This window comes from Actinomadura sp. WAC 06369 (assembly GCF_003947565.1).
GTDB classification, from domain to species: domain Bacteria; phylum Actinomycetota; class Actinomycetes; order Streptosporangiales; family Streptosporangiaceae; genus Spirillospora; species Spirillospora rifamycini.
The window spans coordinates 46,443-70,041 of record NZ_QHJN01000023.1 but is presented as its reverse complement, the minus strand read 5'-3'; the positions used below and the strand labels follow the sequence as shown (position 1 = coordinate 70,041).

The 23,599-nt window shown below is 74.1% G+C and carries 19 protein-coding genes and 3 pseudogenes; 15 read left to right on the top strand and 7 right to left on the bottom strand.

Translation table 11 applies throughout. The annotated features are described in order from the left end of the window. From DMH08_RS09185 to DMH08_RS09175, 3 genes and pseudogenes are all read left to right on the top strand, one after another. Window positions 1-741 (top strand): annotated as a pseudogene (locus tag DMH08_RS09185) (metallophosphoesterase); the annotation flags it as partial. 89 nt (window positions 742-830) lie between these two features. Then, window positions 831-1,328, top strand: a complete 498-nt coding sequence (locus DMH08_RS09180; RefSeq protein ID WP_125612986.1) for a DUF4234 domain-containing protein — start codon at window positions 831-833, stop codon at window positions 1,326-1,328. Between the two features lie 106 nt (window positions 1,329-1,434). Beyond that, window positions 1,435-3,063, top strand: a complete 1,629-nt coding sequence (locus DMH08_RS09175; protein WP_125612994.1) for a bifunctional 3'-5' exonuclease/DNA polymerase — start codon at window positions 1,435-1,437, stop codon at window positions 3,061-3,063. Between the two features lie 13 nt (window positions 3,064-3,076). Here DMH08_RS09175 and DMH08_RS09170 read toward each other — a convergent pair whose 3' ends face one another. The 5 genes and pseudogenes from DMH08_RS09170 to DMH08_RS09150 all read right to left on the bottom strand — a co-directional run bounded on the left by DMH08_RS09170 (window position 3,077) and on the right by DMH08_RS09150 (window position 8,388). After that, window positions 3,077-4,336: a flavin-dependent oxidoreductase gene (locus tag DMH08_RS09170; protein WP_125612984.1), complete on the bottom strand. Its 1,260-nt coding sequence runs from the start codon at window positions 4,334-4,336 to the stop codon at window positions 3,077-3,079. 675 nt (window positions 4,337-5,011) lie between these two features. Continuing rightward, window positions 5,012-5,782 (bottom strand): annotated as a pseudogene (locus DMH08_RS09165) (ABC transporter ATP-binding protein); the annotation flags it as partial. Between the two features lie 40 nt (window positions 5,783-5,822). After that, window positions 5,823-6,611 (bottom strand): ABC transporter permease, encoded by a 789-nt coding sequence (locus DMH08_RS09160; RefSeq protein WP_051300075.1) that lies wholly within the window; start codon window positions 6,609-6,611, stop codon window positions 5,823-5,825. An 11-nt stretch (window positions 6,612-6,622) separates the two neighbouring features. Then, the gene (locus DMH08_RS09155) at window positions 6,623-7,399 is read right to left on the bottom strand and encodes an ABC transporter permease (protein WP_034516111.1); all 777 of its coding nucleotides are present in this window, start codon (window positions 7,397-7,399) and stop codon (window positions 6,623-6,625) included. Between the two features lie 11 nt (window positions 7,400-7,410). After that, window positions 7,411-8,388 carry an ABC transporter substrate-binding protein gene (locus DMH08_RS09150; RefSeq protein ID WP_026400466.1) on the bottom strand — a complete coding sequence of 326 codons (978 nt, stop codon included), beginning with the start codon at window positions 8,386-8,388 and terminating at the stop codon, window positions 7,411-7,413. Window positions 8,389-8,840: 452 nt separating this feature from the next. Here DMH08_RS09150 and DMH08_RS09145 point away from each other — a divergent pair, with 452 nt between their 5' ends. From DMH08_RS09145 to DMH08_RS09125, 5 genes are all read left to right on the top strand, one after another. Beyond that, window positions 8,841-12,245, top strand: coding sequence for a sensor histidine kinase (locus DMH08_RS09145; RefSeq protein WP_051299995.1), 3,405 nt, complete (start codon window positions 8,841-8,843; stop codon window positions 12,243-12,245). Next, the gene (locus DMH08_RS09140) at window positions 12,242-12,682 is read left to right on the top strand and encodes a roadblock/LC7 domain-containing protein (protein WP_026400464.1); all 441 of its coding nucleotides are present in this window, start codon (window positions 12,242-12,244) and stop codon (window positions 12,680-12,682) included. The genes DMH08_RS09145 and DMH08_RS09140 overlap by 4 nt, the downstream gene beginning before the upstream one ends. Before the next feature lie 30 nt (window positions 12,683-12,712). Then, window positions 12,713-13,174, top strand: coding sequence for a DUF742 domain-containing protein (locus DMH08_RS09135; RefSeq protein ID WP_026400463.1), 462 nt, complete (start codon window positions 12,713-12,715; stop codon window positions 13,172-13,174). A 34-nt stretch (window positions 13,175-13,208) separates the two neighbouring features. Beyond that, window positions 13,209-13,838, top strand: coding sequence for a GTP-binding protein (locus DMH08_RS09130; protein WP_026400462.1), 630 nt, complete (start codon window positions 13,209-13,211; stop codon window positions 13,836-13,838). Between the two features lie 172 nt (window positions 13,839-14,010). After that, a complete protein-coding gene (locus DMH08_RS09125; RefSeq protein ID WP_233617492.1) occupies window positions 14,011-14,901 on the top strand; it encodes an SGNH/GDSL hydrolase family protein in 891 nt (296 codons plus the stop codon). On the opposite strand, the pseudogene DMH08_RS09120 reads toward DMH08_RS09125, so the two are convergent. Next, window positions 14,835-15,101: pseudogene (locus tag DMH08_RS09120) on the bottom strand (STAS domain-containing protein); the annotation flags it as partial. The gene DMH08_RS09125 and the pseudogene DMH08_RS09120 overlap by 67 nt on opposite strands. Before the next feature lie 170 nt (window positions 15,102-15,271). Here DMH08_RS09120 and DMH08_RS42330 point away from each other — a divergent pair. The 7 genes from DMH08_RS42330 to DMH08_RS09095 all read left to right on the top strand — a co-directional run bounded on the left by DMH08_RS42330 (window position 15,272) and on the right by DMH08_RS09095 (window position 23,030). Beyond that, window positions 15,272-18,988, top strand: coding sequence for an AAA family ATPase (locus DMH08_RS42330; RefSeq protein WP_125612980.1), 3,717 nt, complete (start codon window positions 15,272-15,274; stop codon window positions 18,986-18,988). Between the two features lie 169 nt (window positions 18,989-19,157). After that, a complete protein-coding gene (locus DMH08_RS09110) occupies window positions 19,158-20,372 on the top strand; it encodes an LCP family protein (protein WP_084549765.1) in 1,215 nt (404 codons plus the stop codon). A gap of 9 nt (window positions 20,373-20,381) precedes the next feature. Continuing rightward, window positions 20,382-20,672 (top strand): hypothetical protein, encoded by a 291-nt coding sequence (locus DMH08_RS09105; RefSeq protein ID WP_125612978.1) that lies wholly within the window; start codon window positions 20,382-20,384, stop codon window positions 20,670-20,672. A gap of 85 nt (window positions 20,673-20,757) precedes the next feature. Next, on the top strand, window positions 20,758-20,916 hold the full coding sequence (locus DMH08_RS40930; RefSeq protein ID WP_169528780.1) for a hypothetical protein: 159 nt from the start codon (window positions 20,758-20,760) through the stop codon (window positions 20,914-20,916). Between the two features lie 402 nt (window positions 20,917-21,318). Beyond that, a complete protein-coding gene (locus tag DMH08_RS40925; protein WP_169528779.1) occupies window positions 21,319-21,459 on the top strand; it encodes a hypothetical protein in 141 nt (46 codons plus the stop codon). A gap of 68 nt (window positions 21,460-21,527) precedes the next feature. Next, window positions 21,528-22,016, top strand: a complete 489-nt coding sequence (locus DMH08_RS09100; RefSeq protein WP_026400459.1) for a glutathione peroxidase — start codon at window positions 21,528-21,530, stop codon at window positions 22,014-22,016. Between the two features lie 111 nt (window positions 22,017-22,127). After that, window positions 22,128-23,030, top strand: coding sequence for an oxidoreductase (locus DMH08_RS09095; RefSeq protein WP_125612977.1), 903 nt, complete (start codon window positions 22,128-22,130; stop codon window positions 23,028-23,030). Here DMH08_RS09095 and DMH08_RS09090 read toward each other — a convergent pair whose 3' ends face one another. Continuing rightward, window positions 23,031-23,573 (bottom strand): methylated-DNA--[protein]-cysteine S-methyltransferase, encoded by a 543-nt coding sequence (locus tag DMH08_RS09090; protein WP_125612975.1) that lies wholly within the window; start codon window positions 23,571-23,573, stop codon window positions 23,031-23,033. It lies immediately after the preceding gene. Window positions 23,574-23,599 lie beyond the last annotated feature (26 nt).

Below are 23,599 nucleotides of genomic sequence, written 5' to 3'. Positions count from 1 at the left end.
GAGTGGCTGCGGGGGGTGTCCGGGGGGCCGAAGCCGAAGCTGCTGGTCACCGGGAAGCCCCTGTACGTGGACGACGAGCACCACCCGTGCCCGATCGAGGGCGGGGGGACGGTCGACGAGATCGTCCGCGATCCGGCGCACAACTACGTGGCGGCGATCGGCGGCGACATCCACAACTACCAGCGGTACCCGATGGCGCGGGCGGACGGGCGCCCGCTGCAGTACGTCGTGGCGGGCGGCGGGGGCGCGTTCATGCACGCGACGCACACCATCCCGCGGACCCGGTCCGTGAAGGAGAGCGAGTTCCGCTGCTACCCGCTGCGGGGCGACTCCCTGTCGCGGTACAGCAGGCTGTACGGGCGGTGGCTGCGCCTGCCGAAGCTGTTCGACCTCACGCCGGAGGAGGCCACGGCGGCGGTGCGGCGCCGGCTCGGCATCGAGCCCGGCCGGGGCTACGAGGCCCGCGACGTGCCGCTGCGGGCCCGGTTCGTCGCGTCCGCGCTGGGGGTGCCGCGCGGCGACCGGCGGCGGCGGGGGCCGCTGCGGCTGCCGGTCCGCAAGCTGCCGCAGCGGTTCCGCTCGGAACTGGCCGACTGGGACGAGCCGCCGTTCTTCAAGAGCTTCCTGCGGCTGGACGTCACCGCGGACGAGCTGCGGATCCGTTGCCACGCCGCGACGGGGTGCGGCGACCACGAGACGTTCCCGCCGGTCGAGGACGAAGTGCGGATTCCGCTGCGGTAGGGCGACTTCGGCGATCTCGCCGCACGAGCCGCGCGCCGGGCGTACAGTTCTTGATCACGCACGGGTGAACGGCTTCCACAGGAGAGTGCATGAGTTACCCCCAGCAGGGGCAGGGCCAACCGCAGCAGGCTTACCAGGGCGGCTACGCGCCCGCGGCGGCGCCGCAGCAGGCGCCCGCCGCCGCCGGCTCCGGCGCCAACATGAAGCGGCGCAACCCGCTCGGCGCCTGGCTCGGCCTGCCCATCATCACCTTCGGCATTTACGGCCTGGTGTGGTTCTTCAAGGTCCACTCGGAGCTGTACCGCTACGACCGGCGGGTCGGCGACTCCGCGATGAACGCGCTGCTGTCGATGCTCTTCGGCTTCCTCACCTTCGGCATCTGGCCGCTGGTGATGTGGGTCAAGCTCGGCGGCCGCATCGCGCAGGCGCAGCGCGCCGCGGGGCTGGCGCCGAGCTGCAGCGGCGGCATCGGGTTCCTGCTCGGCCTCATCGGGTTCGGGGTGCTGTACTACCAGATCCAGCTCAACAAGGTCGTCGACCGCTACGGCGGGACGCCGCCCCAGCAGCAGGTCTCGCTCGTCGCCTGACGCCCCGGGGGCCACGGCCCTGGCCCTCCCGACCCCTCCGCGCCCACCCGTCGCGGAGGGGTCTCGCGTTTCTGTCGGTGGCCGGCGCCAGAATGGGCGGGTGCGGATGGCGGCGGCCGCGGGGCCGGGGGGCGGGGGAGAGCTGCGCCCCCTCGCCGAGGACGGCGCGCCCGCGGGGCCCGCGCGCCCCGTACCCGACCTGGTCGCCGCCATCGCGGAGGCCGAGCGGGACGCCAAGCCCCGGTGGGTGTGGGCGTCCACCGCGCGGCTGTACCCGCGGCTGCTGGACGCCGGCGTGCGGGTGGCGCGCTGCCACGACCTCGAACTCGTGGAGAGCCTGCTGCTCGGGCACGCCGGACGGTACGGCGAGCCGCGGTCGGTCGCCGCGGCGCGGGCGCGGCTGCACGGCGCGCCCGTCCCGCCCGACCCGGCGCCCGTGCGGGAGGCCGCGCAGGCGTCCCTGTTCGACTCCGACACCGACGTCCCGGACGACCTCGCGGCGATCGTCGAGGTGCACGCGGCGCAGCGGCGCGCCATGGCGGAGCTGGACGGCTTCCCGCTGCTCGCGGCGGCGGAGTCCGCCGGGTCGCTCGTCGCCGCCGAACTGGGGCACGACGGGCTGCCCTGGTCGGCGGACGAGCACGACGCGCTGCTCACCGAACTGCTCGGCCCGCGGCCGTCGGGCGGGCTGCGGCCGCGCCGGCTGCAGGACCTCGCCGACCGCATCGGCGCCGCGTTCGGCCGCCGCGTCAACCCCGACTCGCCCGCGCAGATCCTCAAGGCGTTCGCGGCGGCGGGCCTGCCGGTGCCGTCGACGCGGGCGCACGTCCTGAAGGGCGTCGACCATCCGGCCGTGCCGCTGCTGCTGGAGTACAAGGAGCTGGCGCGGCTGCACACGGCGCACGGGTGGGCGTGGCTCGACGCGTGGGTGCGGGACGGCCGGTTCCGTGCGGAGTACGTGGTCGGCGGGGTGGTGTCCGGGCGGTGGGCCACCAGCGGCGGCGGCGCGCTGCAGATCCCGCGGGTGCTGCGGCGGGCGGTCGTCGCCGACCCCGGGTGGCGGCTGGTCGTCGCGGACGCCGCCCAGCTGGAGCCGCGCGTCCTCGCGGCCCTCGCCGGGGACCGGGCGTTCGCCGACGCCGCCGCCCACGGCGACCTGTACGCCGCGCTCGCCGAGTCGTTCACCGCCGGGCCCGAGCTGAGCGCCCGCGACAAGGCGAAGCTGGCGCTGCTGTCGGCGATGTACGGCGGCGGGACGGGCGAGGCCGTGCAGCTCCTCGCGGTGCTCAAGAAGCGCTTCCCCGACGCGTTCGGGTACGTCGAGGCGGCCGCCCGCGCGGGCGAGCGGGGCGCGCTCGTCCGGTCCCTGCTCGGCCGGACGTGCCCGCCGCCGTCCCCGGGCTGGCGGGCGCTGACCTCCGACGACGGCGGCGCGCGGGAGCTGCGCAGCCGCGGCAGGTTCACCCGCAACTTCGTCGTGCAGGCGACCGCCGCCGACTGGGCGCTGGCGCTGCTCGGCGCGCTGCGCCGCCGGCTGACCGGGCTCGGCCCGCCGCGGCTGGTGTTCTTCCAGCACGACGAGGTGATCGTGCACGCGCCCGCGGAGCTCGCGGAGGAGGTCGCGGACGCGGTGCGGGCGGCCGCCGACGAGGCGCGCCGCCTGCTGTTCGGCGGCACGCCCGTCGTGTTCCCGATGGAGATCGCGGTGGTGGACCGCTACTCCGAGGCGAAATGACCCGCGGCCGGGGTCAGCGCGCCGCCGTGTAGGACGGGCGCGAGTTCAGCGCGTCCACGTCGGAGAACGACGTCTGCCGGTACGCGCTGGTGATCGTCTTGAGCTCCTCCGGCGCGAGCACGTCCTCGATCGCCGTGAACCCCTCCGGGGCGCGCTGGCTGACCGTGTGCAGCACCCGGTCGGCGGGCATGTCCCGGCAGGCCAGCACGATCGCGTTGACGGTCTCGCGGCGCTCCCGCTCGTAGCCGAGCAGGCCATCGACGGGGCCCGCCGCGACCAGCTCGTGCGCGAGGACCCGCGCGTCCAGGACGGCCTGCGAGCCGCCGTTCGACCCGATCGGGTACATCGGGTGGGCGGCGTCGCCGAGCAGGGTGACGCGGCCGAACGTCCAGCGCCCGAGGGGCTCGCGGTCGACCATCGGGTACTCGAGGATCTCGTCCGTGGCGCGCAGCATCGCGGGGACGTCCAGCCAGTCGAACGTCCAGTCGGCGAAGTGCGGGAGGACGTCCTCGAGGCGGCCCGTCCGGTTCCAGTCGGCGGTCCGGTCCAGCCGGTCGTCGGCCAGCTTCACCTCCGCCACCCAGTTCAGCAGCGCCTTCCCGCGGCGCTCGGCGCGCCGGGAGATCGGGTAGACGACGAGCTTGGCGGTGGCGTTGCTGCCCGCGACGGCGAGGGTCCGGCCGGTGAGGAACGGCTCGCCCTCGGCGACGCCGCGCCACATCCGGATCCCGTTCCACAGCGGCGCGCGCTCGTCCGGGTACAGCCGGGCGCGGACGGCCGAGTGCAGCCCGTCGGCGCCGACGAGCACGTCGGCCTCCTCGGTGCGGACCTCCCCGGACGCCCGGTCGAGCAGCCGCGCGCGCACCGTGGAGCCGTCCTGCTCGAAGTCCTGGAAGACGGTCCCGGTGCGGACGGCGCCGTCACCGAGCCGCTTGCGGACCGCGTCGAACAGGGCCATCTGCAGCTCGCCGCGGTGGATCGAGTACTGCGGCCAGTTGTAGCCGAGGTCGCGCCCGCGCGGCTCGCCCCAGATGCGGCCGCCGTACCGGTCGAAGTGCACCATCTCGGCGGTGGGGATGCCGATCTCCGCGAGGTCGTCGCCCAGACCGAGCTCGGTGAGCTCCCGGACGGCGTGCGGCAGCAGGTTGATGCCGACGCCGAGCGGGCGCAACTCCCGCGCGGCGTCGACGATGACGGGTTCCGCCCCCGCCTCGTGCAGGCTCAACGCGGTGGTGAGCCCGCCGATCCCGGCCCCCACGATGAGTACGCGCATGAATCGCCCTTCGTTGGTCCCCGGGAGCGGCGGGACCGTCGGTGGGCGGCCCCGCCCCCGGGTCGTGTCAGCGCCGCCTGTCGGCGGCGGCCCTTGGCCGGCCGGATCGCCGTGGGACCCGGCCCGCGAACCGGACGTCGCGTCCGGCCCGCCTTCGCCATGATGTCCGATTCCGCGACCGAATGCGGCGCCGCCGTCCGATTCCGGCTCGTTCCGCCTCGGTCCGCCGGGCGCTCTCCCGCCGGCCCCGTCGCCGGCGGGCGCGTCCGTCCCGGCGGAGTCCTCGGCGGACGCCGCGGCGGTGCCGCGCGCGGGTTATCCGGCGTCCTTGCCGGTCCGCTTCGCGGCGGCCTTGGCGACGGACGTGCCGCTCTCGGCCTTCGCGTCGTCCCGCTCCTCCGCCGCACCCGCGGGCGCGGCGTCGGTCTTCTTCGCCTCGGTCTTCTTGGCGACGTCGGTCTTCTTGGCGTCGGTCTTCTTGGCGTCGGTCTTCGCGGCGTCGGCCTTGGCGGCGTCCGCCTTCTTCGCGTCCGCCTTCTTCGCGTCCGCCTTCGTGGTGTCGGTCTTCTTGGTGTCCGCCTTCGGGACCTCCGCCTTCTCGGCCTCGGCGGCCTCGGCGGCCTTGCCCTTCCGGACGGGGCCGTCGGCCGCGGCGTCGGCGCCCTTGCCCGCGGCGGGCGCGGCGCCGGGGACCTTGGCCCCGCCGCGCACCAGCCGGCCGACCTCGGCCCTGAGGCGGATGAACTCGGGCAGCCCGCGGGTCTCGATCTGGTCGCGCTCGGTCGGCAGGTCGACCCGCAGGTCGGCGTGCACGCGGGCGGGGGACCGGTTGAGGACGACGACGCGGTCGCCGACGTAGACGCTCTCGTCGATGTCGTGCGTGACGAGCAGGATCGTCATCTTCTCGTCCCGGTGGACCTTCAGGACGAGGTCCTCCAGGTCCTCCCGCGTCTGCGCGTCGACCGAGCCGAACGGCTCGTCCATCAGCAGCAGGGACGGGCGGTAGGCGAGCGCCCGGGCGATCGACACGCGCTGCTGCATGCCGCCCGACAGCTGCCACGGGTACTTCTTGCCCGCGTCGGGGAGGCCGACCGACTCGAGGGCCTCCTGCGCGGCGGCGCGCCGCTCGGCGCGGGACTTGCCGCGGCGCCGCAGCGGCAGCGCCACGTTGTCGCGGACGGTCAGCCAGGGGAACAGCGAGCGGCTGTAGTCCTGGAAGACGACCGCCAGGTCGTCCGGCACGCCGTCGATCCGCTTGCCGTTCAGCTCGAGCTTCCCGCCGGTCGGGCGGATCAGCCCCGCGATGCAGCGCAGCAGGGTCGACTTGCCGCAGCCGGACGGGCCGACGATGCTGAGCAGCTCGCCGTCCGCGACCGTGAGGTCGAGGGAGTCGAGGGCGGTGAACCCGTCTCCGTAGGAGTGCGTGAGGCCGTTGATCTCTAGCATCGCGGCCGCCTTTTCTGTGTGTGCGTTACGTGGAACATCGTCAGGTCGCGAGCCTCTTGGCGCCGGCGTGCCAGGACAGCAGCCGCCGCTCCAGCAGCATGAAGACGGCGTTGAACAGGAACCCGAGGATGCCGAGCATGACGATGCCGGCCCACATCCGCGGCAGCTCGAACTGCCGCTGCGCGTCCAGCAGCTCGGTCCCGATGCCGACGGTGCTCCCCATCAGCTCGGACAGCACCATCAGGATCAGCGCGAACGACAGCGCGACCCGCAGGCCCGCGAAGATCTTCGGTGCGGCCGCCGGGAGGATGATCGTCGTCATCCGGCGGAACCGGGAGACGTTGAAGACCCGCGCGGTCTCCAGCTGCAGGGCGTCCACGGAGCGGACGCCGTCGGAGGTGTTCAGCAGCACCGGCCAGATCACGCCGAACGCGATCGTCACGATCCGCATGGTGTCGCTGATCGCGAACACGAGGATGAAGAACGGCAGCAGCGTGGGCGGCGGGACCGCCCGCAGGAACTGCAGCACCGGGTCGAACATGTCGAACAGGACCCGGGACCGTCCGATGGCGGCGCCGATCACCACGCCGATGAGGCCGGCGGCGGCCCAGCCGACGAACAGGTTCTTCAGGCTGCTGGAGAAGTCCTCCAGCGCGTCGTCGGAGAGGAACAGGTGCGACGCGGGTCCGGAGAACCAGATCTCCTTGAGCGTGCGGGCGATCTCCGTGGGCGGGGGGAAGTACGTCTCGTTCACCTGGCGGGTGACGACCTCCCAGAGCACGACCGCGGCGGCGACGAGCCACACGCGCGCGAGGAGACCGCCTCCCATTTTCAGCGCCTTCACGAGACCCCCTCCACCCGTGCGGTGTTCCAGCGGAACGCGAGCCGCTCGAAGAGCAGCAGCAGGCCGTTGGCCAGCAGTCCGAGCAGGCCCGCCCAGAACGCGCCGGCGAGCAGCAGGTCGGTGCGGCCGCCGCCCGACTGGGTGTCGGAGAGGTAGATGCCGATGCCGTCCCACCCGCCGGCGAACAGCTCGGTGCTGATCACGACGATGAGGGCGACGGACGCGGCGATCCGGACGCCGGTGACGATGAACGGCGCGGCGCTCGGCAGCGACACCCGCCACAGCACCGACAGGGTGCCGAACCCGAAGCTGCGGAGGCTCTCCTTCGCCACGGGGTCGACGTCGCGGAGCGCGTAGAGCGTGTTGATGAGGATCGGCCAGAGGCACGCGTAGAAGACGAGCGACATCTTCATCTGCAGCGGCTCGGCGAACAGGATGATGGCGAGCGGGATGAGCGCGACCGAGGGGATCGGGCGGAGCAGCTCGACGAGGGCCCGCGACGCGGTGTCGAGCAGCGGGACCGAGCCGAGCAGCACGCCCAGCGGGACCGCCACCAGCACCGCGAGCGCGAGCCCGCCGAGCCACGCCTGCAGGGAGGAGCCGACGTCGACGAGGAAGTCCTCGTCGACGGCGAGCTTGCCGGCCTCCGACAGGACGGTCGTCATCGGGGGCAGGGCGTCGCGGTCCAGGAGGCCGGCACGGCTGACGCCCTCCAGGACCGCGAGCACCCCGACACCGCCGGCCGCGCCCAGCGCGATACGGCGAATGCTCATGAAACGAGAAGTCATGAAACCTGTGCGATGAGGGTCTTGATGTCGAGCTTCTTGTCGATGTAGCCGAACTGCTGCATGACGTCCGGGACGCGCTGGAGGCGCTCGGTGCTCAGGGTGCTGGTGTAGGTGCCGTAGCTCATCGTCGAGGCGACCTCGGCGTCGATCTTGGCGTACTTCGGCAGGATGTCCTGGACGACCTTGCGGTCGGCGCACTGCGTCGCGGCCTTCTGCAGGGCCCGCTGGAACGCGGCGACGGTCTTCGGGTGCTCCTTCACGAACTTCTCCGTGGAGGCGTAACCGGCGATCGGGAAGTCGGCGGTGGGGCCGCTCGACAGGTCCGCGACCATGCGCGCGCCGATCGACTGCTGCATCTGGGTGCCGAACGGCTCGATGGCCTGGACGGCGTCGACGCTCTTCGACTTGAGGGCCTGCTCCATGTTGGGCGGCGGCACCTCGACGAAGTCGTCCTCGCTGAAGGTCACACCCTTCGGCTGGCCGGCCGCCTGGACCATCAGCGTGCTGATGTTCTTCTTGGTGTTGACGCCGATCTTCTTGCCCTTGAGGTCCTCGATCGAGTGGTACGGGGAGTCCTTGCGCACCATCAGCGTGTGGGTCTTCGGGCCGCTCTGGAAGCCCTCCGCGACGATCCGGGGCTTGAAGCCCGGGTCCTTGACGGACGCGGTGACCAGCGACACGAAGTTGCCGAAGCTGATGTCGAGGGCGCCGCTCTTCAGCTTGGGAATGGCCTCCGCGCCGCCCTGGATCGTCTGGAGCTTGACCTCCAGGCCCTCGGCCTCGAACAGCCCCTTCTCCATGGCGATCTGGACCGGCGCCGTGTCGGCGACGGTCATCGTGCCGAGCGTGAGCCTGGAGGTTTCCAGGCCGTTGGCGGAGGCGGTCTCGTCCTCGCCGCCACAGGCGGCGCCGGTGAGGCCGACGGCGATGGCGAGCGCGCCGGCGAGGACCGCGCGACGGTGTGTGACTGGCATGCGCAACGCTCCGTATGCGGGGGAAGCTTGATGAGCTGGGCTGAAAGCTGATCTTTCAACGAGCGGGGAGCGTAGCGCACCGTAGACACGCTGGGGGTGAGATGTCAGGTTTACGTGGACTTATGTGAAGATGCGTAAACAAGCTGTGACATTGATATCTCCTGCATCACAAGTCCAGACTTGTGTGATCATTCGGGTTGGCCATGATGGTCGCTCTGTGTTGCAATGTTCCGCGCTCGTCCGCAGCGGAGCGGGTGGGCGACACGACCCGAATCTCATTCAGGTCACCGTGCGCCGCGAGCGGTCAACCCAGTGAGAGGTAGCGGAGGGCAGTGCGGAAAGCCGAAGGGGCCGAAGGGGCCCCGCAGTCCCCCGAGCAACGCCCGTCTGCCAGCGAAGACGTTCCGAAGAGAGGCTTCCTGGGCGGGCGGTTCCGGCTGCGCAACTGGCGCGTGCGGACCCGTCTGCTGGCCCTCATCGTGGTGCCCACGGTCGCGGTCGCGCTCGTCGCCGGACTCCGCGTCTCGGAGTCGATCGAGAACGCCGACTCCTACGAGCGCACCGGCCGGTTGGCCACGCTCGGTAAGGAGTTGACTGCGCTCACCCACGAAGTCGAGGGCGAGCGGGACATGACGGCCCGCGCGGCCGCCGGCGGAGCCAACGCCGTCAACCCCGAGGAGCTCAAGGCCCAGCAGGACGCCGTGGACGCCGCCGCGCGCAAGGTGCGGGACGTCGCGCAGGACGTCGAGACCGGCTCGGAGGCGCTCGACCTCGCCGTCACCAACGTCCTCAACCGCGTCAACGACCTGAGCGCGCTGCGCAAGGTGTCGGGCAGCCTCGCCCCCGGCGTCGTCATCGACCGGTACAGCGACTTCGTCTCCGCGTTCAGCGACTTCCACCAGGTCGTCTCGCAGACGGCCCCCACCCCCGAGATCGCGCAGAGCGCCCTGGCGCTGTCCGACCTCGCGCACGCCAAGGACGCCGCGTCCCGCGAGCGGTCGCTCATCGCCAGCGCCATGTGGCAGCAGCGGTTCGAGCCGCTCGAGCGCGCCCGCGTCGAGGACGCCCGCGCCGAGCTGAACGCCAGCGTCGACTCCTTCCGCAGCACCGCCACGGCGGGGCAGCTCCGGCTCTACGACGACACCGTCACCGGTCCCGAGCTCGACCAGGCCGAATACACCCGGATCCTGGTGCTGGCGCGCGCCGACGCCACCACGAACCTGTCGGTGCGGTTCAGCGCGAACACCGCCAAGGACTGGGTGAGCGACTCCTCCGCGCGGGTGGACCGGCTCCGGACGGTCGAGCAGAACATCGCCGCCGACCTCGCGGAGGACGCCGACGCCGCCCGGTCCTCCGCGCAGATGGACGCCGTCCGCGACGCGGTGCTGCTGTTCCTCGTCCTCGCGATCGTCGTCGCGCTCGTCCTCATCGTCGCCCGCTCGCTGGTGCTGCCGCTGCGCCGCCTGCAGACGGGCGCGCTGGAGGTCGCCGGCACCCGGCTGCCCGGCCTGGTCGAGCGGCTCCGCGACCCGGAGGCCGCCGCCGGCGGGATCGAGGTCGAACCGATCGACGTCGACTCCCGCGACGAGATCGGCCAGGTCGCGCGCGCGTTCGACGAGGTCCACCGCGAGGCGGTCCGGCTGGCGGCCGACGAGGCCGTCCTGCGAGGCAACATCAACGCGATGTTCGTCAACCTCTCGCGCCGCAGCCAGTCGCTGATCGAGCGCCAGCTCCGCCTCATCGAGGAACTGGAGCAGAGCGAGCGGGACGAGGAGCAGCTCGGCAACCTGTTCCGGCTCGACCACCTCGCCACCCGCATGCGCCGCAACAACGAGAACCTGCTGGTCCTCGGCGGCCAGGAGCAGGTGCGCCGGTGGCGCAAGCCCGTCCCGCTCATCGACGTCGTCCGCGCGTCGCTGTCGGAGGTCGAGCAGTACGAGCGGGTCTCGCTGCGCGTCCAGGGCGACATGACCGTCGCCGGACCCGCCGTCAACGACCTCGTCCACCTGCTGGCCGAGCTCATCGAGAACGCGACGACCTTCTCGTCCGAGCACACCAAGGTGACGGTGTCGGGCCAGCTGCTCAGCGGCGGCGGCTCGATGCTGCAGATCACCGACAACGGCGTCGGCATGTCGTCCGAGGAGCTGGAGCAGGCCAACTGGCGGCTGGCGAACCCGCCCGTCATCGACTTCGGCGCCGCGCGCCGCATGGGCCTGTTCGTGGTCGGCCGCCTCGCCGTCCGGCACGGCATCCGCGTCGAGCTGCGCGCCGCGCAGGGCGGCGGCCTCACCGCGTTCGTCGTCCTGCCGGACGCCGTCGTCAGCGCCGGCGAGTCCGGCGGCATCGGCGCCCGCGGCCTGCCCGGCCGGGAATCCGCCGAGCAGGGCCCGCTGGCCACCCTCACCGCGCCCGCCGAGGCGCCCGCCGTCGGCGCCACCGGCGCCTTCCAGCAGGAGGGCCCCGGCACGGGCGGCACCCCCGCGCTCGGCGCCGGCGGCCCCGCCGGCGGCTCGCACCCGATGGTCGGCGGCACCGGCCCGCTGCGCCCGCTGCGCGGCGCCACCGGCCCCCAGCCGGCGATGAACGACTCCGGGCCGCTCGGTCCCGTGGGCGGGACCGGCGCGCACGCCGCCCGGCCCGGCACCGGCCCGCTCCCGCGCGTCCCCGCGGACGAGCCGGCGTCCCGGCACCCGTCCGAGCGGCCCACCGAGGAGTGGCGCCCGGACGAGCAGGAGCCGCCGCGGCGCCCCGGCGAGCTGCCGGTCCGGCGGCCGGGAGCCCAGCTCCCCGGACGTCCCGCCGGCGACGGCGGCTCCAACGGCCTGTTCGAGCCGCGCAACGAGCGGACGGCCGAGCAGCCCGCCGAGCCGCCCCGCGACCAGCGCCCCGACGAGCCGGGACGCGATGACGCCGCCGGCCGTCCCGGCGGCCCCGAGCCGGTCGTCCCCGAGGCGCAGCCGATGGTGCCCGAACCGCGGCCGGCGCGGCGCATCCCGTGGGAGACGGGCCCGCTCGACCAGCTCGGCGAGCCGTTCGGCGGACCGGCGGACGCCACGATCGCCGACGGCTCCCTCAACGGCGCGGCCCACGGCGGCGAACCCGCCCGGGCCGAGAACGGCTGGGGCGAGCCCGCCGACCGGGCCCCGGCGGAGCCCGCGCGGCCGGACGCCCCGGCGCCGCGGGGCCGCACCGGCCCGCACGCCGCCGAGGACGCCGTCCCCGAGCGGCCCGCACCCGAGCCGTCGATGTTCGACCGTCCGGCGCAGGCCCCCGCCGCGCCGCCGCAGAGCGCGCCGGGACCGCGACCGTCCCCGCCCGCGCCGCCGCAGCCCCCCGCCGGGCCGCCGCGGGTCCCCGAGCGCTCACCGATCTTCGACGCGATGCAGTCGGAATGGTTCCAGCGCAGGTCGGGGGAGATGGTGAACGAGGATCCGGTGAAGGGCTGGGAGTCCCCGGCGGACGCGGGGTTCCGCGCCGCCGAGGCCGCCCGGGAGCCCGTGGCGGAGAAGCGCACGGCGGTCGGACTGCCCAAGCGGGTGCCCGGCAAGAACCGGGTGCCGGGCGCGGTCGGCAAGACGGGCGGGACGTTCCAGCCGCCCACCGTGCCGACGGCGGACCCGACCGCGGGCCGTCCGCCGCAGCAGCCGGGCGCCGCCCAGGGCGCGCCCGTCCAGGACGCTCCGGCGCAGGGCCGGCCGGAGGAGCAGCAGGGGCTCGGCCAGTCGGCCGACGTCGTACGCAACCGCTTCGCGAGCCTGCAGCGCGGCGTCAATCGGGGCCGCACCGAGACTCGCGGCGGAGGCACGTCAGGTGAGGCGCCGTCACAGGACGACGGCGAGACAGGAGGCGCTCGGTGAGCGGGCAGGATCTCAACTGGTTGGTGACGAACTTCGCGGACCGTGTCCCGAAGGTCGCGCACGCCGTCGTTGTCTCCTCGGACGGCCTGCCGATGGCCTACTCGGCGGGCTTCCCGCCGGAGCGCGCGGACCAGCTCTCGGCGATCGCGTCCGGACTGATGAGCCTCACGCAGGGCGCCGCGAAAATCTTCGACGCGGGCGGCGTGAACCAGACGGTCGTGGAGATGGACCGCGGGCTGCTGTTCGTCATGTCGATCACCAACGGCTCGGTGTTCGCCGTGCTCGCGGCCCCCGACTGCGACCTCGGCCTGGTCGCGTACGAGATGACGCTTTTGGTGGAGCGGGTCGGCCGCGTGCTGAGCCCGGCGCTGCGCGGGCAGGCCGAGCCGCACGGGCCGTCCGTGACCGAGATGGGCGCCGGGCCCGCCCGCTATTGACCCTGACTGACTCTGACGGAGGTCAGCGACATGGATCGAGGCAGTCCCTACGGAGGCGGCCCCGGCGGCCCCGGCGGCTGGCCGGGCGAGCCCCGGCCGCCGCGTCCGATGCCGGGGCGGGCGGCCGCACAGGACGACGACGGCGAGTCGAGCTCGCTGGTGCGCCCGTACGCCGTCACCGGCGGGCGGACGAAGCCGCGGTACGACCTGGCCATCGAGGCCCTGGTCACCGCCGCCCCCTACCCGCCGCGGGACGTGGCCGTGCTGACCCCGGAGTACCGGGCGATCATGGACCTGTGCCGGCAGGCGCGTTCGGTGGCCGAGGTGTCGGCGCTGCTGCGCATCCCGCTCGGGGTGGCGCGCGTCCTGGTCGCCGACATGGCCGTCGAGGGCCTGCTGCGCCTGCACCAGTCGCAGCCCTCCACCACAGCCGGCGGTCAGCCGGACATCCGCCTGCTAGAAAGGGTGCTCAGTGGCCTTCGGAAGCTCTGACCAGGTCTCCGGGCCGCCCGACGGCGAAACCGAGCTGACCTCGGTCAAGATCGTCGTCGGCGGCGGGTTCGGCGTCGGCAAGACGACCTTCGTGGGCTCGGTCTCGGAGATCATGCCGCTCACCACGGAGGCGGTGATGACGGCCGCGTCCGCCGACGTCGACGACCTGTCGGCCGTCCCGGACAAGACCACCACGACCGTCGCGATGGACTTCGGCCGCGTGTCGCTGGACAGCGAGCTGATCCTGTACCTGTTCGGCACGCCCGGGCAGCACCGGTTCTGGTTCATGTGGGACGACCTGGTGCGCGGCGCCATCGGTGCCGTGGTGCTCGTCGACACCCGCCGGCTCGAGGACTGCTTCGCCGCCGTGGACTACTTCGAGGAGCTCGGGCTGCCGTTCGTCGTCGGCGTCAACGGGTTCCACGGGGAGTTCCAGTACGCGATCGAGGACATCCGCGACGCCCTGTCGATCAGCGCGCACGTCCCGATCGTGCAGTGCGACGCGCGCAGCCGCGAGTCCACCAAGCAGGTGCTGATCACGCTGGTTCAGCACGCGATGACGGTGCACGCCACGGCCGGCGCCCACGCGCAGCCCGCGGCCCCGCCCGCTCCGCCCGCGCCGCCGGCCGGCCCCCTCGGGACGTCCTCGCCGAGCTGGACGTAGTCGTCCGGGGGGCGACCCCTGGAACCCCCGGCGCTTCGCGCGGCCTCCGGAGCCGCAGGGTCTCGGGTCGTGCGAGGCGTGACGCGGCGGCTGCGGACGGTTGTGTCTGTTCCTTCACACCGGGGCTCCCTACGGTCGCGTAGGTCGTGTGTACGATGCATCATTGTTCGACGTGATCGAACATGATGCGGCACCGGGGGCGGCGGACGGGATCCGCACGTACGTCGCCCTCGGGGACAGTTTCACCGAAGGACTGAACGACCCCTACCCGGGCGAGGACGACCGGTTCCGCGGCTGGGCGGACCGGCTCGCCGAGCACATCGCCGCGCGGAACCCGGGGCTGCGGTACGCCAACCTCGCGGTGCGCGGCAAGCTGGTGCGCCAGATCGTCGACGACCAGGTCCCGCCGGCCGTCGCGATGAGCCCCGACCTCGTGACGCTGTGCGCGGGCGGCAACGACATCCTGCGGCCCGGCGCCGACCCGGACGCGCTCGCGGTGCTGTTCGACGACGCCGTGCGGCGGCTGCGCGCCACCGGCTCGCGCGTGGTGGTCTTCACGGGGTTCGACCCGCGCGGGCTGCGCAACGGGCGGCGCATCCGGGGGAAGGGCGCCACCTACAACATGCACCTGCGGGCCATCGCCGACCGCCGCGGGTGCACGGTCGTCGACCTGTGGGCGCTGCGGGTGTTCGACGACCCCCGGGCCTGGTTCGAGGACCGGCTGCACCTGTCGCCGGAGGGGCACCGCCGCATGGCGCTGCGCGTCGCGGAGGTGATCGGGCTGCCGGTGGAGGGCGACTGGCGCGAGCCGTGGCCGCCGTTCGAGGGCGCCGACTGGCTCGCGTCCCGCCGCGAGGACCTGCACTGGGCGCGCGCCTACCTGCTGCCGTGGATCGGGCGGCGGGTCACCGGACGCTCGTCCGGCGTCGCGGCGAGGGCCTCGCGCAGCGTGCCGTGGACGGGCATCCGGCGGTGCAGGCCGGTGATCTCCAGCGCCCGGCGGATGACCGGCCGCGGCGCGGCCAGCGCCACCCCGCCGCCCGCGGCGGCCGCCGCCTTGTAGCAGGCCACGATGACCGACAGGCCGCCCGAGTCCATGAACTCGAGGTCGCTGAGGTCGAGGACGAGATCGTCGCCGTGGTCGCGCCGCGCGTCGCGCAGCCCGCGGCGCAGCGTGTCGGCGGTGGCGATGTCCAGCTCGCCGCGCAACCGGACGACGGCGCGGCCGTTCTCGCTGCGGGCGGTGACTTCGAGCGGTCGCACGCGGCGCCTCCTGAGGTTCGCTGCCGACAATTGCTTTACACATGACAAATTCTCGCACCACTTCCCCCGGACGGGGCATGTAGCGCGCGGGTGTGTCGGGCGTCACCGGAGTCATAGGGTGCTCACCAGACGTGCCGCCCCGCCCCCTCACGCAGGAGAAGGACCCACAGGTGAGTTCCCCCCGGCTGCCGGACCATCTCGAAGTGCTGCTCACCGAGGAGCCCGTGCTCGACGTGTACGCGCACGGGCCCTGGCGCGTCCCGGACGGGCTGTACGACGAGCTGCGGGAGCGGGCCGTCGCGTTCAACGACGACCCGCGCGTCGTGGAACTGCCCCGCCGCCACGGCGACTTCTACAACGACGGCACCACGGCCGCCGGGGCCGAACTGTGGTCGCTGCTGACCTTCCTGCTCGGCGCGTCGGCGCTGCGCGGCGGCTCCCGCGGCGACGTCGACTACGAGGTGCTGGCGGACTTCATGGCGGCGCCCGAGCCCAGCGTCCGCGACCCCCTCGCCTGGTTCTCCCAGGCCGGGCGGTGGCGGCCGCCGGGCCTGTGGCTGGCCGAGCCCGCCGGGGACGACCCGGCCCTCCGCGCGCTCATGCTGGACCTGGCGCGGGCGGGCCTGGACGTGTTCGAGGGGCTCGAGCCCGTCGAGCGGCGCCGCCGCGCGCTCATCGACGTCTTCGAGCGGCGCGCCGCGGACCCCGCCCTGCGCGAGTGCGACCTGACCGTCTCGAAGCCGCTGCTGGAGGACGCCTGGGCCGCCGGGCTGACGGACGGCGAGCTGGCCGTCCTGCCGGAGCTGGCCGGGCCCGTCGCCTACCTCGGCTGGGCCTGCGACGGGTTCGGCGCCGCGCACGGGCGGCTGCTCGCCGCCCTCGGGGCCGGGGAGCCCGCGGACGACGCGCTCGCCCGGCTGCTGCTCGCCGCCGACGCCGCGTCCGCCCCCGCCGAGCTGGCCGTGACGCTCGGCACCGACCGGCACGCCGGCCTGCAGGACCGGATGCGCGCGCTGCGCCCCGACTTCGCCGTCGACCCGTGGCGGCACGACGTGCGGGACCGGCTCGCGCTCGCGCTCGTCGCGGGCGAGGCCGACGCCGCCCGCGCCTGGCTCGACATGGCCGTCCGGATAACCGGCGCCGTGCAGGGCCTGCCGGGCGCGCCGGTCGCGCCGCGCGACCGCGTGCCCGTCCGCGCGTTCCAGGCGGACGTGCGGCGGCTGTTCACCGCGCGCCGCGTCGTCAACCCGCTGGGCGACGCGCTGTTCCCCGGAGCCGCCCGCGCGGCGGACGCGGACGCGTCCGCCGACGCGTCCCCCGACGCGCCCGCCGACGCGCCCGCCGACGCGCCCGCCGACGCGTCCGGCGGCGGGCCGGGGGCCGGGGCGGAGGCGGACGAGCGCCCGCCGGAGCCGCCGGACGACGACCTCGTCGGGCAGCCGGAACTCGCGCGGGCCGTCGCGGACGCCGTCGCGGCGCGGCTCGCGGGGGAGCGGCCCGTCCGGCTGCTGATCACCGGACCGGCCGGGACCGGCAAGGGCACCGCCGCCGAACTGGTGGAGCGGCGGCTGGCCGTCGGCGGCGCCGTCCGCGAGGCGCTGTGGATCTCCGACCAGGTGTTCGCGTCGCTGGGCGTCAGCGACGCCGTGCTGTGGCTGCAGGCCCGCGTCCGCGACTGCGTCGAGGCCCGGATGCTGCTGGTGGTCGACGACCTGGAGCGGCTCGCCGCGCACGAGCGGTGCGGCGCCGCCGCCGTCGAGGAGCTGCGGCGGCTCATGGCCCGCTCGCCCGCGCTGGACGTCGTCGCGCTGTGCCGCCCCGGCGGCGACCGGCGGCTGTTCGACGCCAACCCGGCGCTCGTCGGCGCGTTCGACACCGCCCGCACCCGCGACTTCGCCGAGGACGGCTTCGCCGAGCTGTTCGCCCGCGCCGCCGCACGGCGCGGGTTCGCCGTGCCGGCGGACGTCGCGGCGGCCGCGGGCGCGCGGCTCGCCCGCACCCCGGCGCTGCTGAACCTGCGCGGCGCCCGGCTCGCCGAGCAGCTCGCCGAACGGTCCGCCGCGGCGGCCCGCGCCCGCCTCGGCGAGGCCGGGGCCGGGGCGGCGGCCGGGGCCGGGGCCGGGACCGAGGCCGCCGGGAGCGCGCCGCGGATCACCGCGGACGACCTCCCCGAGCGGCTCATCCCCGGCCGCCCCGCGCAGAGCGACCCGTTCGCCGAGCTGGCGGCGTGCGTGGGGATCGAGCCCGCGAAGCGGGAGGTCGAGGCCCTCGTCGCCGAGGCCGAGGCGGCCCGGCTGCGCCGCGAGGCCGGGATGGCGGCCGCCGCCCGGCCCCGGCACCTGGTGTTCGCCGGCGGGCCCGGCACCGGCAAGACGACGGTGGCGCGGATCCTCGGCCGGATCTACGCCGACCGCGGCGTCCTGTCGTCGGGGCACCTCACCGAGGTCGAGCGGGCCGACCTGCTCGGCGAGTACGCCACCGAGAGCGTCCTGCGCGTCCGCCGGGCGGTGGAGCAGGCGCTCGGCGGGGTGCTGCTGGTCCGCGACGCGCACGCGCTCGTCTCGTCCGGGGACCCGGCGCGCGGCCGGGAGGTCCTGGACGTCCTGGTCGCCACCGTGCAGTCCCACACCGACGACCTCGTCGTGGTGCTGACCGGGCCGGAGGCCGAGCTGAACGGGCTGCTGAAGGCGCACTCCGACCTCGCCGCGTTCTTCCCCCGCACGGTCCGGTTCCCGGGCTTCACCGAGGACGAGCTCGTGCGGGTGTTCGCCGCGAAGGCCGCCGACGCGGGGTTCGCGCTCGCCGACGGCGTCCTGGAGCGGGTCCGCGCGCTGCTGCGGGCCGCGCCGCAGGGCCCCGGGTCCGCGAACGCCCGCACGATGGTGAACCTGCTCGACCGCGCCGTCGCGCTGCAGGGCCGCCGCGTCCTCGCCGACGGCGTCGTCGACGAGACCGAGTCGCTCGACGAGATCCTCCCGGAGGACGTCCCGGACGCGCTCGCCCGCGGCCGCGAGGGCGTCCCCGGCGACCCGCTCGCCCGGATCGAGCGGCTCATCGGCCTCGACGCGACCAAGCGGGAGGTCGCCGCGCTCGTCGCCGAGGCCCGCGCCGGGCGGCTCCGCATGGACGCCAAGGTCGCGCCGGGCTCCCCGGCGCGGCACATGGTGTTCACCGGCAACCCCGGCACCGCCAAGACCACCATCGCCCGGCTGGTCGCCGCCGTCTACGCGCAGCTCGGGCTGCTGTCGTCCGGCCACCTGGTCGAGGTCACCCGCGCCGACCTCGTCGCCGAGTACATCGGGCAGACGGCGCCGCGGGTGCGCGCCGCGGTGGAGCGGGCGCTCGGCGGCGTGCTGTTCGTCGACGAGGCGTACGCGCTGGCCCCCGCCGACCCCTACGCGGGCGGCGACCGGCGCGACTTCGGGCACGAGGCGATCGCCGAGCTGCTGCGGCTGATGGAGGAGCACCGCGGCGACCTCGTCGTCATCGTCGCGGGCTACCGGACGGAGATGGAGCGGTTCGTCGGGGCCAACCCGGGCCTGGAGTCCCGCTTCCCGAAGGTCCTGCACTTCCCCGACTACTCCGACGACGAGCTCGTCGCGATCTTCGAGTTCATGGCGGCCGAGGACGGGTTCGTCCTGGCGCCGGGGACGACGGACGCGCTGCGCCGGCTCGTCACCGGGCACCCGCGCGGCGACGCGTTCGGCAACGCCCGGTTCGTCCGGAACCTATTGGAGGCCGCGATCTCCCGGCAGGCGCGCCGCATCACCTCGGTCGAGGGCGAGCTCCCGCCCGCCGAGGCGGGCACGCTCCGTCCCGAGGACCTGCCGGAGGCGCGGCCCGCCGAGCGGGACGGCGGCGGCGGGGGGTACGGCCCGTACCTGTGACGCGGCGGCGCGCCCGGCAGGCATGGGGCGCCCGGGGCGGGGCAGGCTGCGGGGACGGGACGCGGACCCGAGCGCGACGCCCCGTCCCTCGGCATGGTGATTTGGAGCAGTGGACAATCATGCGGGGGATGGAAGCGAGGGACGCCCCGTTTTGTCTATGGTCTACGGCATGACGAACGGCTGGCCGGAAGGCCGGGGACGACGCGAGGAGGGCCGCCGCGTGGCGCGCAGCGGGTATGAAGGCGCCGGAGCGGGACACCCCCACGCGGGCCGCGGACGGGATCCCTACGGCGACGCGTACGCCGATCCCTACGACGACCCCTACGCCGGCGACCAGCTCGCCGGCGCCCGGCCGTATCCGGGCGAGCCCGGCGGTCCGGGCGGCCCCGGCGGCCCGCCGCCGGCCCGGCGCCGCCCGCCGCCCCGCCGGCGCCGGTGGGGGCGCGGGCTGAGCGTCTTCCTGGTCGTCGTCCTGCTGCTGCTCGTCGGCGGCTACTTCTACCTCGACGGCAAGCTGGAGCGCGAGGAGGTCCTGACCGACTACGCCGGCCGCGTCGCCGACACCCCCGGGACGAACTGGCTGATCGTCGGCTCCGACAGCCGCGAGGGGCTGTCGAAGGAAGACCGCGACAAGATGGCCACCGGCAAGGCGAGCGGGCGCCGCACCGACTCGATGATGCTGCTGCACTACGGCGAGGGCGGCACGTCGCTCGTCAGCCTCCCGCGCGACTCGTACGTCCCGATCGAGGGGCACGGGCGCAACAAGCTGAACGCCGCGTTCGCCCTCGGCGGCCCCAAGCTGCTCGTCCGGACGGTCGAGGAGGCCACCGGCGTCCGCATCGACCACTACGCCGAGATCGGGTTCGCCGGGTTCGTCGGCGTCGTGGACGCCGTCGGCGGCGTCGAGATCTGCGTCAAGGAGCCGATGAAGGACCCCAAGGCCGGCCTGGACCTCCAGTCCGGCTGCCAGACGCTCGACGGCGCGCAGGCGCTCGGCTACGTCCGGAGCCGGAACTACGCGCGCGCCGACCTGGAGCGCGTCGAGAAGCAGCGGCAGTTCTTCGGGGCGCTGATGAAGAAGGCGGCGAGCCCCGGCACGCTCGTCAACCCGTTCCGCAGCATCCCGCTCGCGACGAACGGCGCGAGCAACTTCCTCGTCGACGAGAACGACCACATCCACGACCTCGCCCGGATGATGTGGGCGATGAAGGGCGTCAGCGGCGGCGACGGCGTGATGACGACCGTCCCGATCGGCGGGTCGGGCAGCTCGGCCGCCGCCGGGTCCTACATCACCTGGGACCGGCAGAAGGCGGGCACGCTGTTCGACGCGCTGAAGCAGGACCGGCCGATCCCGGCGAGCGTCGCGGAGAAGGCCGCGGGTTAGAGTCGGAGCATGCCGGACGCGACACCCGAGGAGAACCTGGAGCAGCTGACGTCCAAGGAGCTGTACGACCGCGCGGTGCGGGTCGCGAAGGACGAGCACGACGTCGGCTTCCTGTGGAACCTGCTGCGCGCGATCCCCGCGGCGGCCGCCGCGCTGGGCGAGACCGGCCGCGCCAGGTTCGACCTCCTGCACGGGCTGTCGCTGCTGGAGGAGTTCACGCACGCGGGGGAGGGCGAGCTCGGCGACGCCCTCCGCCCCTTCTACATCGAGTACCTCACCGAGCACGCCAAGCGGGCTTGACCGCCTCTTTGTCCCCTCTTGATCTCCGTTCGGCCACCCTAGGGAACTACTGTGCGTAGGCATCCGACCTCAGAGGGTGGTTGAAGTGAACAAGAAGCACCTGAAGATCGCGTCCATCGCGTTCTTGGCGTGGTACGTCGTGAGCAGGCCGGAGGGGGCGGCGAGCATGGTCAACAACGCCCTGAGCGGCCTCGGCAGCGCCGCGGAGTCGCTGTCGACCTTCATGAGCGCGATCCCCGCGTAGCCCCGGGCGGTCGTCCCCGGGCGGTCGTCCCCCGGACGCGGGCTCCGGGGGCGGGTCTCCGGTGCCGTGTTCCGCGCGCCGGGCCGTTCGCGCCGCGCCCCGCGTGTCGGGTCCTGCGTGGTGAGTCTTGGGTGGTGAGTCTTGCGCGCGGCGGCCGTCGAAGCGGAGGTCATCGACTCGGCGGCCCGCTGATACGGCGGCCCCGGAAGCCGCCCCGGTTCTTCTTCGGCCCCGTACCTCGGACGGTGCGGGGCTCTTTCGCATGGCCACCAAGCGCTGGCGGCCGCGTCACAGTAAAATCGCGCTTTGCGGGCGGACACGCCTGGGCACAATCAAAGCGGGTCATTGTGTCACGGCGCTAGGACAGGGACGGCGTTGCTCATGAAGAAGAACATGAAATATGTGGCGATCGCTTTCGTCATCTTCTACCTCCTGAGTTCACCGAACGAGGCGGCCGGCTTCGTCAACAACATCTTCACGCAGCTCGGCCGGGCCGGCGGCTCCCTCTCGTCGTTCGTGGACGGCCTGGACCTGTCCCCCTGACGGCGGCACCGTGACGCCCTCCCCGGCCGGCCGGCGGCCGGGGAGGTCCGATCTCCTAAGATCGGCCCATGTCTGTCTTCGACGTAGAGATCGAGGGACTGCGGGGCGGCTCCGCGGACCTCGCGCAGTACCGGGGCAAGGCCGTGCTCGTCGTCAACGTCGCCTCCAAGTGCGGCCTCACCCCCCAGTACTCCGGCCTTGAACGGCTCCAGGAGCGGTTCGCCGAGCGCGGCTTCACCGTCCTCGGCGTCCCCTGCAACCAGTTCATGGGCCAGGAGCCCGGCACGCCCGAGGAGATCGCCGAGTTCTGCTCGACGACCTACGGCGTCACGTTCCCGCTGACCGAGAAGGTCGACGTGAACGGCGACGACCGCCACCCCCTCTACCGGGGCCTCGTCGGCGCCCCCGACGCCGAGGGCCACACCGGCGACATCCGGTGGAATTTCGAGAAGTTCCTCATCGCCCCCGACGGCACGGTCTCCGCCCGTTTCGCGCCGCAGGTCGAGCCCGAATCGGACGAGGTCGTCACCGCCATCGAGAACACCCTTCCGGCCTGAACCCGCGCACCCGGGCGGCGATGTGAACCGCACCACACCGCCGTCCGGTTGTCGGCCATTCGAAGGCCGGTCTAGCTTGAGGGCTCCCCGCGAAGCGACCTGGAGGATCCCATGCGAGGCTGGACCGCGGACGACATCGGCGACCTCGGCGGGCGCCGCGCGATCGTGACCGGGGCCAACAGCGGCCTCGGCTACCACACCGCCCTCCAGCTGGCGCGGCACGGCGCGTCCGTCGTGCTGGCCTGCCGCAGCGCCGAGCGCGGGCAGGCCGCCCACGACCGGATCCGCGCCGCCGTCCCCGGCGCCGACGTCGCGCTCGGCTCCCTCGACCTCGCCGACCTGTCGTCCGTCCGCGCCTTCGCCGAGGCCCGCACCGAACCCCTCGACGTCCTCGTCAACAACGCGGGCGTCATGGCGCTCCCGCACCGCACCACCGCCGACGGCTTCGAGATGCAGTTCGGCACCAACCACCTCGGCCACTTCGCGCTCACCGGGCTGCTCCTGCCCGCGCTCCGCGCCGCGAAGGCCCCGCGCGTCGTGAACGTCACGTCCGGGCTGGCCTGGAGCGGCCGGTTCGACTGGAAGGACCTCCAGGGGGAGCGCCGCTACCGCAAGTGGGCCGCCTACGGGCAGTCCAAGCTGGCCAACCTCGCCTTCACCGCCGAACTCGACCGGCGCGTCCCCGAGGTGACCGCCGTCTCGGCGCACCCCGGCTACGCCGCCACCAACCTCCAGCAGACCGGCCCCCGCATGCAGGGCAGCCGCCTCCTCGAACGGGTCACCGGCCTCGGCAACGCCCTCATCGCCCAGCCCGCCCGCGACGGCGCCCTGCCCCTGCTCTACGCCGCGACGTCCCCCGACGTGCGCGGCGGCGCCTGCTACGGCCCCCGCGTCCTGCAGTACCGCGGCGCACCCACCGAGGTCGTCACGCCCCCGCAGGCCACCCGGCCCGGCGTCCCGGCCCGCCTCTGGCAGGTCTCCGAGTCGCTCACCGGCGTCTCCTACGAGAGCTGATCACGGCGCGACGGCGATGTCCCAGTCGAGCGTCGCGGGCACCGCGCCCTCCAGCGTGAGCAGCCACCGCTTGCCCTCGACGCCGCACGCCCCGCTGTACCCGCCGAGGCCGTTCGACGCGACCACCCGGTGGCACGGGACGATCAGCGGGATCGGGTTCGCGCCCATCACCTGCCCGACGACCTGCGCGTGCAGGCCCGTCCCGCTGCGCTCGCCCAGCTCCCCGTACGTCACGACCGCCCCGTACGGGACCGCCTCGTACAGGGTCGACAGCACCGCCCGGTGCGCGTCGGACGCCAGCCGCCAGTCGATCGGCAGCCCGAACGTCTCGCGGCCGCCCGCGAAGTAGGCCCGCAGGGCCTCCAGCGCGGGGGCCGTCCGGCCCGGATCGTCCACGACGGGCAGCCCGGCCGCCTTGACGGTGCGGGCGCGCGCGCCGGGGGTGTCGTGGAAGTTCAGCGAGACGACGCCGGTCTCGGTCACGGCCACGAGCAGGCGCCCGAGCACGGTCTCGACCGTGCCGAACGCGAGGGTCTCCTCCATCGGTGCGCTCCTTCCTCCCGGTATTC

Bases quoted from the DNA above. Each gene is read 5' to 3' on its own strand.
- DMH08_RS09180 (WP_125612986.1), top strand. From the start codon at position 831: ATGAGTTACCCCCAGCAGGGGCAGGGCCAACCGCAGCAGGCTTACCAG.
- DMH08_RS09175 (WP_125612994.1), top strand. From the start codon at position 1,435: ATGGCGGCGGCCGCGGGGCCGGGGGGCGGGGGAGAGCTGCGCCCCCTC.
- DMH08_RS09170 (WP_125612984.1), bottom strand. From the start codon at position 4,336: ATGCGCGTACTCATCGTGGGGGCCGGGATCGGCGGGCTCACCACCGCG.
- DMH08_RS09160 (WP_051300075.1), bottom strand. From the start codon at position 6,611: ATGGGAGGCGGTCTCCTCGCGCGCGTGTGGCTCGTCGCCGCCGCGGTC.
- DMH08_RS09155 (WP_034516111.1), bottom strand. From the start codon at position 7,399: ATGAGCATTCGCCGTATCGCGCTGGGCGCGGCCGGCGGTGTCGGGGTG.
- DMH08_RS09150 (WP_026400466.1), bottom strand. From the start codon at position 8,388: ATGCCAGTCACACACCGTCGCGCGGTCCTCGCCGGCGCGCTCGCCATC.
- DMH08_RS09135 (WP_026400463.1), top strand. From the start codon at position 12,713: ATGGATCGAGGCAGTCCCTACGGAGGCGGCCCCGGCGGCCCCGGCGGC.
- DMH08_RS09110 (WP_084549765.1), top strand. From the start codon at position 19,158: ATGACGAACGGCTGGCCGGAAGGCCGGGGACGACGCGAGGAGGGCCGC.
- DMH08_RS09105 (WP_125612978.1), top strand. From the start codon at position 20,382: ATGCCGGACGCGACACCCGAGGAGAACCTGGAGCAGCTGACGTCCAAG.
- DMH08_RS09100 (WP_026400459.1), top strand. From the start codon at position 21,528: ATGTCTGTCTTCGACGTAGAGATCGAGGGACTGCGGGGCGGCTCCGCG.
- DMH08_RS09095 (WP_125612977.1), top strand. From the start codon at position 22,128: ATGCGAGGCTGGACCGCGGACGACATCGGCGACCTCGGCGGGCGCCGC.
- DMH08_RS09090 (WP_125612975.1), bottom strand. From the start codon at position 23,573: ATGGAGGAGACCCTCGCGTTCGGCACGGTCGAGACCGTGCTCGGGCGC.